Annotated in this window: 10 protein-coding genes; 8 read left to right on the plus strand and 2 right to left on the minus strand. The window is 68.8% G+C overall.

The window, feature by feature from the left end:
• Positions 1-22 precede the first annotated feature (22 nt).
• Both xdhB and xdhA read right to left on the minus strand, forming a co-directional pair.
• Entirely contained in the window at positions 23-2,458 is a 2,436-nt protein-coding gene (gene xdhB / locus ACOYR3_RS06880) for a xanthine dehydrogenase molybdopterin binding subunit (RefSeq protein ID WP_422845720.1), read from the minus strand.
• Complete coding sequence (xdhA, locus tag ACOYR3_RS06885) at positions 2,455-4,002, minus strand: xanthine dehydrogenase small subunit (RefSeq protein WP_422845721.1); 1,548 nt, start codon at positions 4,000-4,002, stop codon at positions 2,455-2,457. The genes xdhB and xdhA overlap by 4 nt, the downstream gene beginning before the upstream one ends.
• Before the next feature lie 102 nt (positions 4,003-4,104).
• Here xdhA and ACOYR3_RS06890 point away from each other — a divergent pair, with 102 nt between their 5' ends.
• From ACOYR3_RS06890 to ACOYR3_RS06925, 8 genes are all read left to right on the plus strand, one after another.
• A complete protein-coding gene (locus ACOYR3_RS06890; protein ID WP_422845722.1) occupies positions 4,105-5,037 on the plus strand; it encodes a LysR family transcriptional regulator in 933 nt (310 codons plus the stop codon).
• Between the two features lie 79 nt (positions 5,038-5,116).
• Complete coding sequence (locus tag ACOYR3_RS06895) at positions 5,117-6,712, plus strand: ABC transporter ATP-binding protein (protein ID WP_422845723.1); 1,596 nt, start codon at positions 5,117-5,119, stop codon at positions 6,710-6,712.
• Entirely contained in the window at positions 6,705-7,778 is a 1,074-nt protein-coding gene (locus ACOYR3_RS06900) for an ABC transporter permease (RefSeq protein ID WP_422845724.1), read from the plus strand. Before ACOYR3_RS06895 ends, ACOYR3_RS06900 begins: the two co-directional genes overlap by 8 nt.
• Positions 7,778-8,698, plus strand: coding sequence for an ABC transporter permease (locus ACOYR3_RS06905; RefSeq protein WP_422845725.1), 921 nt, complete (start codon positions 7,778-7,780; stop codon positions 8,696-8,698). The genes ACOYR3_RS06900 and ACOYR3_RS06905 overlap by 1 nt, the downstream gene beginning before the upstream one ends.
• A 110-nt stretch (positions 8,699-8,808) precedes the next feature.
• Positions 8,809-9,981, plus strand: a complete 1,173-nt coding sequence (locus ACOYR3_RS06910) for a BMP family ABC transporter substrate-binding protein (protein ID WP_422845726.1) — start codon at positions 8,809-8,811, stop codon at positions 9,979-9,981.
• 142 nt (positions 9,982-10,123) lie between these two features.
• Positions 10,124-11,107, plus strand: a complete 984-nt coding sequence (locus ACOYR3_RS06915; protein WP_422846537.1) for a Rieske 2Fe-2S domain-containing protein — start codon at positions 10,124-10,126, stop codon at positions 11,105-11,107.
• The gene (locus tag ACOYR3_RS06920; protein ID WP_422845727.1) at positions 11,107-12,159 is read left to right on the plus strand and encodes an adenosine deaminase; all 1,053 of its coding nucleotides are present in this window, start codon (positions 11,107-11,109) and stop codon (positions 12,157-12,159) included. The genes ACOYR3_RS06915 and ACOYR3_RS06920 overlap by 1 nt, the downstream gene beginning before the upstream one ends.
• Positions 12,160-12,353: 194 nt before the next feature.
• Positions 12,354-13,946 (plus strand): methyl-accepting chemotaxis protein, encoded by a 1,593-nt coding sequence (locus ACOYR3_RS06925; RefSeq protein ID WP_422845728.1) that lies wholly within the window; start codon positions 12,354-12,356, stop codon positions 13,944-13,946.
• The last annotated feature ends 39 nt before the right edge of the window (positions 13,947-13,985 follow it).

Consider the following 13,985-nt stretch of genomic DNA (forward strand, 5'->3'; position numbering starts at 1 on the left):
GAACGGGCCGGCGCGAACGGGACTACAGCCGGCCCAGCGCCCGCAGCACGTTCTCCGCCGTGGCCGGCGCGGTCAGCACCACGGGTTCGGTGGCTGCCCCCGGTGCGCCGGGGTGCCGCCCGGCCGCCACGGCATTGCGCAGCGCCTCGTACACGCTGATGGCCAGCATGAACGGCGGCTCGCCCACGGCCTTGCTGCCGCCCACGTTGTCCTCGCGGTTGGCCTCGGGCCACAGCGCCACCTGGAAGTGGGCGGGGATGTCGCCCGTGGCCGGGATCTTGTAAGTGCTGGGCGCGTGGGTGGCGAGCCCGCCCTTGTCGTTCCACACCAGCTGCTCGGTGGTCAGCCAGCCCATGCCCTGCACGAAGCCGCCCTCGATCTGGCCGATGTCGATGGCCGGGTTGATGCTGTGGCCCACGTCGTGCAGGATGTCCACGCGCAGCACGCGGCTCTCGCCGGTCAGTGTGTCGATGACCACTTCGGAGCAGGCCGCGCCGTAGGCGAAGTAGTAGAACGGCCGGCCGGTGAGCGTGGTCTTGTCGTAGTGGATCTTGGGCGTGCGGTAGAAGCCGTCGCTCCACAGCTGGATGCGGTTGGCGTACGCCTCTTTCACCACATCGTCGAAGGGGCGCACGGTTTTGGGCGAGATCACCTGACCGCCTTCAAAGCGGATGGCGCCGGCGCCGCAGCCGTCCAGCCCGCACACGAACGAGGCCAGGTTGTCGCGCACGTTGCGCGCCGCAAACTGGGCTGCGCGGCCGTTCAGGTCCGTGCCGCTGCTGGCGGCGGTGGCGCTGGCGTTGGGCACCTTGCTCGTGTCGCTGGCGGTGACCAGCACGCGGTGCAGCGGCACGCCCAGTTCGTCGGCCACGATCTGCGCCACCTTGGTGTTGAGGCCCTGGCCCATCTCGGTGCCGCCGTGGTTCACCTGCACGCTGCCGTCGGTGTACACGTGCACCAGCGCGCCCGCCTGGTTGAACAGCGTGGCCGTGAAGCTGATGCCGAACTTGACCGGCGTGATGGCCAGGCCGCGCTTGAGCACGGGCTGCTGCGCGTTCCAGGCGGCGATGTCGGCCTGGCGTCGGCGGTAGTCGGCATTGCGCTCCAGCTGGGGCAGCAGCGCGTGCAGGATGTTGTCCTCCACCGTCATCTGGTAGTGCGTCACGTTGCGGCCGTCGGCGGCGTCCTTGCCGTACAGGTTGGCCAGGCGCACGTCCTGCGCGTCCCGGCCCAGCGCGCGGGCAATGTCGCCCAGGATGGCCTCGATCACGATCACGCCCTGCGGGCCGCCAAAGCCGCGGAACGCCGTGTGGCTCTGGGTGTTGGTCTTGCAGCGGTACGAGGCGATTTCCACATCGCTCAGGTAGTACGCGTTGTCGGCGTGGAACACGGCGCGGTCTGCCACGGGGCCCGACAGATCGGCAGAGAAGCCGCAGTTGGCGGCCATCTGCAGCTTCAGGCCCGTGATGCGGCCCGTGCCGTCAAAGCCCACGTCGTATTCGTACGCAAACGGGTGGCGCTTGCCGGTGACCATGAAGTCGTCGTCGCGGTCCAGCCGCAGCTTGACGGGGCGGCCCAGCTTGTTCGCCGCCACGGCGGCCCACACGGCCAGGTGGCCGGCCTGCGTCTCCTTGCCGCCAAAGCCGCCGCCCATGCGCCGGCATTCCACCTTGACCGCGTGGTTGTCGATGCCCAAGGCGTGCGCCACCCAGTGCTGCACCTCGCCGGGGTGCTGGGTGCTGGAGTAGATCCACCACTGCTTTTGCTCCAGCGGCAGCGCGTAGGCGATCTGGCCTTCCAGGTAGAAGTGCTCCTGCCCGCCCACCTCGAACGCGCCCTGCAGGCGGTGGGCCGATTGCGCGAGGCCGGTGGCGGCGTCGCCCCGGCGCACGAACACGGGGGGCAGCACAAAGCTCTGGGCCTTCAGCGCATCGTGGACGCTCAGGATGGCGGGCAGGGGGGTGATGTCGAGCTGCACGGCGCGCGCGGCGCGGCGCGCCTGCATCACCGAGTCGGCCACCACCAGGCCGATGACCTGGCCCACGTGCTGCACGGTGCCGGTGGCAAACACGGGCTCGTCGTGCGCGAAGGCGGCCAGCAGCTTGTCGCCGGGCACGTCCTGCGCCAGCACCACGCCGCGCACGCCCGGCAGGGCCAGGGCGGCCGATGCATCCACGCCGTTCAGCGTGCCGTGGGCCACGGTGGAGAGGATGGGCGCCGCGTACAGCGTGCCCTTCACCTCGGGCAGGTCGTCGATGTAGTGGGCGGCACCGGCCACCTGGGCGCGGGCGCTTTCGTGGAAGTGCGACTGGCCCATGGCGCGCAGGGCCGCGGGGGCGCTGGGATGGGCGGGGCCCGCAGGACTGGCGGGATCGGCGGCGTGGGCATCGGCCGCGACGGCTACGGGGTCGTCCACCGCGTCGCGGCTCAGGGGCAGGGAGGGGTCATGTTGGTTCATGCCAGGGCCTCCAGGCGGAAGTTCTCCACGCTCACGGCGGCTTCGCCCTGGCTTTCCAGCCAGAAGCGCTGCAGCAGGCTGGCCAGCACGGCGCGGCGGTAGGCGCCGCTGGCGCGCATGTCGGAGATGGGGCTGAATTCGGCCTGCAGCGCCGCTGCGGCGCGGGCCACGGTGTCGGCCGTCCAGGGCTGGCCGGTGAGCGCGGCCTCGGCCTGGCGCGCGCGGGCCGGGGTGGCGGCTACGCCGCCCGCGCCGATGCTGGCGCGGCGCACGGTGCCGCCTTCAATGTCGAGGTTGACGGCCAGGCAGACGGCGGAGATGTCGTCGTCGAACCGCTTGGAAATCTTGTATGCGCGCAACGCTTCGGTCACCCCCGGGCGTGGCACCAGGATGCGCACCAGCAGCTCGTCGGGCGCCATCACGTTCTGGCGGTAGCCGGTGTACAGGTCTTCCAGTGCCAGCGTGCGCTCGCCGCGCGCGCTGCTGGCCAGCACCACCTGGGCGCGCAGGGCGATGAGCAGCGGCATCGAGTCGCCAATGGGCGAGCCGTTGGCCACGTTGCCGCCCAGCGTGCCCGCGTTGCGCACCGGCAGCCCGGCAAAGCGGCTGGCAAAGCTGCGCAGCTGGGGCCACTGGGCCACCAGCGCGGCAAAGGCGTCGGTCAGCGAGACGGCGGCGCCCAGGGCGATGTGCTGCGCGTCCTGCCGCACCTCGCGCAGCTCGGCCGCGCGCGTCACGTCCAGGATGCGGGCGTACTGCTTGTGCTGCTTGGTCACCCACAGACCCACATCGGTGCAGCCGGCCACCACCTGCGCCTCGGGGTGCGCGGCGCGCGCGGCCAGCAGGGCGGGCAGGGTGATGGGGGCAATATAAGAAGAATTGGCCTCTAGCGCTTGCCTGGATTGCGCAAGCAGCTCTAGTTTTTGTAGCACTTCGGCCTCGTTGACAGCCTGGGGCGGCAGTTGGGCCATCTGCTGCGCGGCGTCCAGGATGGGGCGGTAGCCGGTGCAGCGGCACAGGTTGCCCGAGAGTTCTTCCTGCGCCAGTTCGCGGGTGATGGGCGCCAGCACCCCTTCGGTGGGCAGCAAGCCGTCGGCCTTGGGCAGTGCGGGCACCACGTGCTTTTGGTACATGCCGAACAGGCTCATCACAAAGCCGGGCGTGCAAAAGCCGCACTGGGAGCCATGGCACTGCACCATCGCCTCTTGCGCGGGGTGCAAACCTGCCGCGAGAACGGGGGGGGCATCGCCCACCGGCTGGATCAGCGGGTCTTCCGCCAAGTCTTCCACCGTCCACAGCGCCATGCCGTCGATGGAATGCGCCAGGCGGATGCAGCTGTTCACGGCGCTGTAGTGCAGCTGGCCGTCGCGTGCTTCGCCCAGCACCACGGTGCAGGCGCCGCAGTCGCCTTCGCCGCAGCCTTCCTTGGTGCCGGTGCAGCCCAGGTCTTCGCGCAGCACCGAGAGCAGCGTGCGGTCGGGTGGTACATTGCCCAGCGCCACGGGCTGGCCTCGGCGCAGGAATTGCAAGGGTCGGGTTGTCATGACTGGGCCACTCGTCGTTTGTCAGGTCGTTTCGCCAGAGGGTAGAGCGCCACAGCGCAGCCGGCATAACCGCAAGCTTATGGCACCCATGCCCCCACCGCTATGAGAGACCACGCGCTTTTCGACAAGATAGACCTCCATCTCATCAGGGTCTTGCACACCGTGCTCACAGAACGCAGCGTATCGAGGGCCGCCGTCCGGCTGGGCATGCACCAGCCGGCCGTCTCTGCCGCGCTGAAACGGCTGCGCGACCTGGCGGGCGACCCGCTGCTGGTGCGCTCGGGCGCGGCGATGATGCCCACCGACGCGGCCCTGCGCATGGTGGAGCCCGCGGCCGACATCCTGCGCGCGGCCGAAGCGCTGTTCTCGGATGCGCGCGGCTTCGACCCGCGCACGGCCACGCGCACCTTCCGGGTCGCGGCCAGCGATTACCTGGACCCGCTCTTTCTGCCCCAGCTGGTCGCGCGCATCAAGGCGCAGGCGCCGCTGTGCTCCATCGAGATCCTGCCGCTGTCGGCCGATGCGCACTACCACGCCCATCTGGCGCAGGGCGAGGTGGACGTGGTCATCGGCAACTGGCCGCAGCCGCCCGACGACCTGCACATGGGCCGCCTGTTCGGCGACGAGGTGGTGTGCCTGGTCGGCAAGGACCACCCGGCCGTGCGCCGCGGCTGGGACGTGGAGAGCTGGCTGGCGGCGGAGCACATCGCCCCCACCCCCACGCACCCCGGCGCACGGGGCGTGATCGACGCGCACCTGGACAGCCTGGGCATGCAGCGCCACATCACGGCGCGGTGCGCGCATTTCAGCCTCATCCCCAGTATCGTGGCATCGAGCTTGCTTGTGCTGACCACGGGCCGCCAGTACTGCGAACGCTACCTGGCGCAGCTGCCGGTGGCGATCCTGCCGTGCCCCGTGCCGTTTCCGCGGCTGATGTACTACCAGCTGTGGCATGCGCGCACACACCATTCGGCGGCGGGCGCCTGGCTGCGCGACGGGGTGAAATCCGTGGCTGCATCGCTACGAAAAGAATAGCTACCAACGACCATAGAACAAGCGCAGACAGGTGTTTTCATTCATATAACAAGCGCGCAAACTGAGAGACAATCACCGCATGAGTTCACCTCCAACCCCTCCCGTTCCGGGCGCGGCTCCTCCCCGGCTGCAGCTGGCGGGCATCACCAAGCGCTACCCGGCCGTGGTGGCCAACAGCTGCGTGTCGCTCACGGTGCAGCCGGGCGAGATCCATGCCGTGCTGGGCGAAAACGGCGCGGGCAAGTCCACGCTGATGAAGATCATCTACGGCTCGGTCAAGCCTGACGAGGGCAGCGTGCACTTCAACGGCCAGCCCGTGCAGGTGCGCAACCCGCAGGAGGCGCGGGCCCTGGGCATTGCCATGGTGTTCCAGCATTTCAGCCTGTTCGACACCCTGACGGTGGCCGAGAACGTGTGGCTGGGCCTGGACAAGAGCCTTCAGCTGGCCGAGGTCACCCAGCGCATCACCGCCAAGGCGGCCGAATATGGCCTGGACATCGACCCGCTGCGCCCGGTGCACACCCTCTCGGTGGGCGAGATGCAGCGGGTGGAGATCATCCGTGCGCTGCTGACCAATCCCAAGCTGCTGATCCTGGACGAGCCCACCTCGGTGCTCACGCCCCAGGCGGTGGAAAAGCTCTTCGTGGTGCTGCGCCAGCTGGCCAGCGAAGGCTGCAGCATCCTCTACATCAGCCACAAGCTGCACGAGATCCGCGCGCTGTGCACCGCTTGCACGGTGATGCGCGGCGGCAAGGTCACCGGCGTGTGCGACCCGCGCGAGGAATCCAATGCCTCGCTCTCGCGCCTGATGATCGGCGCCGAGCCGCCGGCGCTGGAACACCGTGCCGTGCAGACCGGCGCCACCGTGCTGCGGGTGCAGGGCCTGTCGCTGCCGCGCGCCGACCAGTTCGGGGTGGACCTGATCGACGTGGAGTTCGAGGTCCGGGCCGGCGAGGTGGTCGGCATCGCCGGCGTCTCGGGCAACGGGCAAAAGGAGCTGCTGTACGCCCTGTCGGGCGAGGACCCGCGGGCCGACGCGGCCTGTATCCAGGTGGCCGGGCAGAACGCCGGCCGCATGGGGCCGGGCCAGCGGCGCGCGCTGGGCCTTCACTTTGTGCCCGAGGAGCGCCTGGGCCGGGGCGCCGTGCCCACCATGGGCCTGGCGCACAACCTGCTGCTCACGCGCACCAACGCGCTGGGCGGCGGCGGGTGGATCAAGGTGGGCGCACTGCAAAAGCATGCCGAGGACATCATCCGCCGCTTCAATGTGAAGGCTGGCGGCCCCAACGCGGCGGCCAAGTCGCTGTCGGGCGGCAACCTGCAGAAGTTCATCGTGGGGCGCGAGATTGACGCCGCGCCGAAGCTGCTTATCGTCTCCCAGCCCACCTGGGGCGTGGACGTGGGCGCCGCCGCGCAGATCCGCGGCGAGATCCTGGCGCTGCGCGATGCGGGCTGCGCCGTGCTGGTGGTGAGTGAGGAGCTGGACGAATTGTTTGAAATCTGCGACCGGCTGCATGTGGTGGCCAAGGGCCACCTGTCGCCCTCCGTGCCGCGTGCCGACGCCACGGTGGAACGCATTGGCGAATGGATGAGCGGCCTGTGGCATGCCGATGTGCAAGCCCACCTGGCCCAGCAGCAACAACCAACACCGGCCGGGGAGGCGCAGCATGCTTAAGCTCGAACCCCGTCCCCAGGCGTCCAGGCTCTGGACCTATGGATCGCCCCTGCTGGCGTTGACCGTCACGGTGCTCATCGGCATTGCCCTGTTTGCGGCCCTGGGCAAGGACCCGGTGCGCGGGCTGCAGGTGTTCTTCTGGGAGCCGGTGAAGTCGCAGTACGCCATTGGCGAACTCATGGTCAAGGCCACGCCGCTCCTGCTGATCGCGCTGGGGCTGGCCGTGTGCTTCCGCTCCAATGTGTGGAACATCGGCGCAGAAGGGCAGTTCGTCCTTGGCGCCGTGGCGGCCGGCGGCGTGGCGCTGCTGGCCGACAAGACCACCGGCCCCTGGATCGTGCCGGCCATTTTGCTGGCCGGCGTGCTGGGCGGCATGGTGTGGGCGGGGCTCACGGCCCTGCTGCGCGACAAGTTCAACGCCAACGAGATCCTGGTGAGCCTGATGCTGGTCTACGTGGCCACGCTGGTGCTGGGCTACCTGGTGTACGGCCCGTGGAAGGACCCCATGGGCTACAACTTCCCGCAAACCAAGATGTTCGAGAAGGTCACGCAGATCCCGCGCCTGATGCAGGGCTCGCGCGTGTCCATCGGCCTGCTGCTGGCGCTGGCCGGGGCGGGGGCGCTGTGGGTGTTCCTGTTCCGCACCCGCGCGGGCTTTGCCCAGCAGGTGGGCGGGCTTGCGCCCGCCGCGGCGCGCTACGCGGGCTTTTCATCCCGGCGGGCGCTGTGGACGGCGCTGCTGATCTCGGGCGGCGCGGCGGGCCTGGCGGGGGCGCTGGAAGTGGCCGGGCCCATCGGCCAGCTCACGCCCTACGTGCCGGCGGGCTACGGCTTTGCGGCCATCATCGTGGCCTTCGTGGGGCGACTGCACCCCGTGGGCATGATCCTGTCGGCCCTGCTGATGAGCATGTTCTACATCGGCGGCGAGCTGGCGCAATCGCGCCTGGGCTTGCCCAAGTCGCTCACCGGCGTGTTCCAGGGCCTGCTGCTGTTCACGCTGCTGGCCTGCGACACCCTGATCGCCTACCGCATCCGCTGGGTGGCCTCGCGCAAAGGACTGGCGTGATGGAATCGTACGCACTTCTTATTGGCGCCACGTTGAGCGCGGGCACCGTGCTGGCCATTGCGGCCCTGGGCCTGCTCATCAACGAGAAGGCGGGCATCGTCAACCTGGGGGCGGAGGGCATGATGCTCTGCGCCGCCATTGCGGGCTTTGCCACCGTGGTGCACACGGGCAACACCTGGCTGGGCTTTGCCGCGGGCATGGCCGCGGGCGCCGTGCTGGCCGCCCTTTTCGGCGTGCTGGTGATCTGGCTCAACACCAACCAGTACGCCACCGGGCTGGCGCTGTCGCTGTTCGGGGTGGGGTTCTCCGCCTTTGCAGGCATCAGCTACGTGCAGGCCAAGCTGCCCGAAACCCCGAAGTACGCCATTCCCGGCCTGGCCGACCTGCCGCTGGTGGGGCCGGCGCTGTTCCGCCAGCACCCCTTGGTGTACCTCACCATGGCCCTGGCGGCCGTGCTGATCTGGTTTCTCTACCGCTCGCGGGCGGGCCTGGTGCTGCGCTCGGTGGGCGAGTCGCCCGAGTCGGCCCACGCCCTGGGCTACCCCGTGCGCCGCATCCGGCTGGCCGCGGTGGTGGTGGGCGGCGCGCTGTGCGGGCTGGCGGGCGCCTACATCTCCACCGTGTACACGCCGTTGTGGGTGGAGGGCATGGTGGCCGGGCGCGGCTGGATCGCGCTGGCCCTGACCACGTTTGCCACCTGGCGCCCGGCACGGGTGTTGCTTGGGGCTTATCTGTTCGGCGGCGTGACGATGCTGCAGTTCCACCTGCAGGCCACCGGCGTTCAGGTGGCCAGTCAGTTGCTGAGCATGTTGCCGTATGTGGCGACCATCGTGGTGCTGGCGCTGATCTCGCGCAACCCGGCGTGGATCCGCATCAACATGCCGGCGTCGCTGGGCAAGCCGTTCTACCCCGGGTCGTGAGGCGGCCCGTTCGCCCCAATCCGGTGTTTACCAGTTGGTCAATCGCCCCATAATTGCTGTTTTCGTTCCCTCAACCTTTGCAAGTCTTACTTTTCGACAAGGAAACTGACATGACCGATCTGCAGAAACGCTCCCTGCTCAAGGTGGCAGCGCTCTCCGCCGTGGCAGCTGCCGCCCTGGTGGGTTGCGGCAAGAAGGAGGAAGCCGCGCCCGCCGCGCCTGCTGCGCCCGCTCCGGAGCCCGTGGCGTCGGCCCCCGCACCCAAGCCCGAGCCGCTGAAGATCGCATTTGCCTACGTGGGCCCCGTGGGCGACGGCGGCTGGTCGTTTGCCCACGACAACGGCCGCAAGGCCATTGAGAAGGAATTTGGCGACAAGGTCGTGACGAGCTTCGTCGAAAGCGTGCCCGAGTCTGCCGATGCCGAGCGCGTGCTGCGCGACCTGGCCGGCCAGGGCAACAAGCTGATCTTCGGCACGACCTTTGGCTACATGGAATCCATGCTCAAGGTGGCCGAGGACAACAAGGGCGTGAAGTTCGAGCACGCCACCGGCTACAAGACCGCCGAGAACCTGCGCACCTACGACAGCCGCACCTACGAAGGCGCCTACATGGCCGGCGTGATTGCGGGCGCCATGACCAAGTCCAACACTCTGGGCGTGGTGGGCTCGGTGCCGATCCCTGAAGTGATCCGCAACATCAACAGCTTCACGCTGGGTGCCCAGTCGGTCAATCCCAAGATCAAGACCAAGGTGGTCTGGGTGAACGAATGGTTCAGCCCGCCCAAGGAAACCGAAGCCGCCACCAGCCTGATCAACGGAGGTGCCGACGTGCTGTTCCAGAACACCGACTCCCCCGCCGTGCTGAAGACGGCGCAAGAGAAGGGCAAGCGCGCCTTCGGCTGGGATTCGGACATGACCGCCTACGGTCCCAAGGCCCACCTGGCCTCGGCTGTGATCAACTGGGGGCCGTACTACATCAAGGCCACCAAGGACGCCCTGGAAGGCACCTGGAGCACGGGCCAGAGCTGGTGGGGTGTGAAGGAAGGCGCGATCGACCTCGTCTCCATCGCCGAAGACGTGCCGGCTGAAACCAAGGCCAAGGTCGAGGCCGTGAAGAAGGGGCTGGCCGACGGCAGCTTCGTGATCTGGAAGGGCCCCATCCTGGGCCAGGACGGCAAGCCCGTGCTGGAGAAGGACGCCGTGGCCGACGATAAATTCCTGGGCGGCATCAACTTCTACGTCAAGGGCGTGGAAGGCAAGATCCCCGGCGGCGACAAGAAGTGATCCTTCGGGCGGCGCGCGGCGCCGCCGGATCACCACAATCCAAGGGCTGCTGCGGTGGCCCTTTTTTTATGGCCCGCGGCGGCCGGGCAGCCCGAGCCGCCGCGAGCGAAAGGAGCATGCAGTCATGTCGACGCTGGCAACGATCATGGAATGGACCCACTGGCACCCGGTGGCCCGGGCGGGCGAGGTCGGCAGCGTGCCCCTGCCGGTGCAACTGCTGGAACAGCCCCTGGTGCTCTGGCGCGACGCCGCCGGGCATCCGCGGGCTCTGACGGACCAGTGCCCGCACCGCGGCGCGCAGCTGTCACTGGGGCGGGTCACGGCGGGCGGCCAGCTCGAGTGCCCCTACCACGGCTGGCAGTTCGAGGGGGAAAGCGGCCACTGCACGCACGTGCCGGCCCTGCCGGCGTTCACGCCGCCGGCCACGCACTGTGCCCGCCGCCACGCAGCCTGCGAGGCCTACGGGCTGGTGTGGGTGCGCCTGGCCCCGGGCGAGGCCGACCTGCCGCGCTTTGCGGCCGAGGACGACCCGCGCCTGCGCAAGCTGCTTTGCGGGCCCTACGACGTGGCGGCCAGTGCGCCGCGCATTGTGGAGAATTTTCTGGACATGGCCCACTTTGCCTACGTACACGAGGGCTGGCTGGGCACCCGGGAAGCGCCCGGCGTGGACGACTACCGTGTCGAGCCCACGCCCACGGGCTTGCTGGCCACGGGCTGCAAGGCCTGGCAGCCGCAATCCAACCTGCATTCCACCGCCCCTGCGCAGGTCGAGTACACCTACGAGGTCACTGCGCCGTATGCCGCCGTGCTCACCAAGGTGCCCGAGGCTGGCACCACGGCCGTGGACGGCTGGCGCGAATCGATCGCGCTGTACATCTGCCCCGTGACACCCGTGCAGAGCCGGGTGTGGTTCCGGCTGGCGGTGGCCGATTTCACGTCGCCCGACGAGAAGCTGCAGGCCTTCCAGCACACCATCTTCACGCAGGACCAACCGGTGCTGGAGTCCCAAACGCCCCAGCGCCTGCCGCTGGACCTGCGGGCAGAGTTGCATACCGCGGCGGACAAGGCATCATCGGCGTACCGCCGCTTCCTGCGCCAGCGTGGCGTCACCTTTGGAGTTTGCTGATGTTCAAAGTCCCACCGATTTCCTCCGCGCGCCTGCCGCAGCTGCTGCGCGCCATGCCCAAGGCCGAGCTGCACATCCACATCGAAGGCTCGCTGGAGCCCGAGCTGATCTTTGCCCTGGCGCAGCGCAACGGCCTGAGCCTGCCTTATGCCAGCGTGGAAGCGCTGCGCAGCGCCTATGCCTTCACCAACCTGCAGAGTTTTCTGGACATCTACTACGCCGGCGCCAGCGTGCTGCTGCACGAGCAGGACTTCTACGACATGGCCCAGGCCTACCTGCGCCGCGCGGCGCAGGACAACGTGCTGCACGCCGAGATCTTTTTTGACCCGCAGACGCACACCGCGCGCGGCGCGCCCATCGAGACCGTGATCAACGGCCTGCACCGTGCCTGCGCGGATGCACGCACCGAGCTGGGCGTCAGCGCCACGCTGATCCTGTGCTTCCTGCGCCACCTGAGCGAGGAGTCCGCCTTCGAGACGCTGGAGCAGGCGCAGCCCCTCCTGGACAAGATCGTGGGCGTGGGCCTGGATTCGAGCGAGGTCGGCCACCCGCCCGAGAAGTTCGCGCGTGTGTTCGCCCGCTGCCGCGAGCTGGGCCTGCACCTGGTGGCCCATGCAGGCGAGGAGGGGCCGCCGGCCTACATCTGGAGTGCGCTTGATGTGCTCAAGGTCGAGCGCATCGACCACGGCGTGCGGGCCGTGCACGACGCGGCACTGATGCAGCGCCTAGCGCAGGAGCGCATTGCGCTCACGGTGTGCCCGTTGTCCAACCAGAAGCTGTGCGTCTTCCCCAACCTGGCGGACCACAACCTGGGCCAACTGCTGGACGCGGGCCTGGCCGCCACGGTCAACTCGGACGACCCGGCCTACTTCGGCGGGTACATCAACGAGAACTTCACGCAGGTGTTTGCGGCCACCGGCCTCACCGCCCGGCACGCCTACCAGCTGGCGTTCAACAGCTTCGAGGCCAGCTTTGCCAGCAACGCCGACAAGCGTGTGTGGGAGCACAAGCTCAAGGAAGCCTTCGAGCGCTGCGTCGAGCACGACGACTGAGCGTGGGGGGGGCTACCCGTCGGTAGCACGAAATCCGGGGAAACCCTAGAATGTAAACTTTTGTTGGCAAGCACGGCGCGTCCCCACGCAGGGCGACGGGGCCGGCCGGCCCATTCCACCCCGGATTTCCAACCCTTGCCGCCGCTTGTCGGCCGGCACGGCGCCTTGTTGCGCCACCACGGAGCGCTCCACCCATGTTTCTCAATCAAATGTCCATCGGCAAACGCCTGGCCCTGGTGCTGGGCGTGATTCTCGCCCTGTTCTTCGCCAGCAGCGTCGCGGCTGTGTTCAAGCTGGGCCAGCTGGGGCGCGAAATCGACACCATGGTGGCCGACAACATCCGGGCGGAGCGCGCAGGGGCTGACTGGCTGCGCCACACCACGTCCGGCGTGCAGCGCGCTGCCGCCATCGCCAAGAGCACGGACGCGAGCCTGATTCCCTACTTCGCGCCCGCGACGGCGGCGGCCATCAGCCAGACCAACGAACTGCAGAAGCTCATCGAGTCCAAGATGGACACCCCCGAGGAAAAGGCGCTGTTCGACAAGGTGGGCCAGCTGCGCAAGGACTACCTGGCCGCGCGCGAAGAAGTGAGCAAGCACAAGCAGGCGGGCGACGCCGAAAGCGCCAACAAGGTGTTCAACGAGCGGTTCGAGCCCACCTCGCGCGACTACCTGGCGGGCGTGCAGCAACTGGTGGACATGCAGCGCGCACAGCTGGACGAGGCCGGCAAGCGCAGCGAGAACCTGCGTGCGCAGACCACGCTGCTGCTGGAGGTGTGCACCGGCATCTCGCTGCTGCTGGGCGCGCTGCTGGCCTGGCTGCTGGCCACCAGCATCACCCGGCCGCTGCGCCATGCCGAAGCCATTGCGGAGGCCATTGCCGACATGGACCTGACCGGCCAGCCGCAGAGCAGCTACGCCAACGATGAAACCGGCCGCCTGCTGCGGGCGCTGGACCTGATGCGCGGCGCGCTGCAGGGCTCGCTGCAGCAGGTGCGGGGCGTGGTGGACAGCATCTCCACCGCCAGCACGCAGATCGCAACCGGCAACCAGGACCTGAGCGCCCGCACCGAGCAGACCGCCAGCAGCCTGGAGGAAACCGCCAGCTCCATGGAGGAGCTGACCAGCACCGTGCGCCAAAGCGCCGATTCCGCCGTGCAGGCCAACCAGCTGGCCGCGTCGGCCGCCGCCGTGGCCGAGCGCGGCGGCGAGGTGGTGGCGCAGGTGGTGAGCACCATGGACGAGATCAACGCCAGCAGCAAGAAGATTGCCGACATCATCGGCACCATCGACGGCATTGCCTTCCAGACCAACATCCTGGCGCTGAACGCGGCCGTGGAGGCCGCCCGTGCGGGCGAGCAGGGCCGCGGCTTTGCCGTGGTGGCCAGCGAAGTGCGCGGCCTGGCGCAGCGCAGCGCCGAGGCCGCCAAGGAGATCAAGACGCTGATCGGCGTGTCGGTGGAGAAGGTGGAGACGGGCGCAGCCCTGGTGCAGAACGCCGGCACCACCATGACCGAGATCGTGGGCTCCGTGCGCCGCGTGACGGACATCATCGGCGAGATCAGCGCCGCGGCCTCGGAGCAAAGCCAGGGCATCGGCCAGGTGAACGTGGCGGTGAGCCAGCTTGACCAGATGACGCAGCAGAACGCCGCGCTGGTGGAGGAGTCCACGGCGGCCGCAGAGAGCCTCAAGGAGCAGGCCGTGCGCCTGTCCGAGGTGGTGGGCGCGTTCCGCCTGGGCGGCTCGGCGCCGGCCACGGCTGCGCACGCCGTGCCGCGCCTGCGGTAACCGGCCGGGCGCCGTGCGGGCATAGCCACTATTGGCCGC

This window comes from Acidovorax sp. M2(2025) (genome assembly GCF_049330835.1).
In the GTDB taxonomy this organism is placed as follows: domain Bacteria; phylum Pseudomonadota; class Gammaproteobacteria; order Burkholderiales; family Burkholderiaceae_C; genus Acidovorax.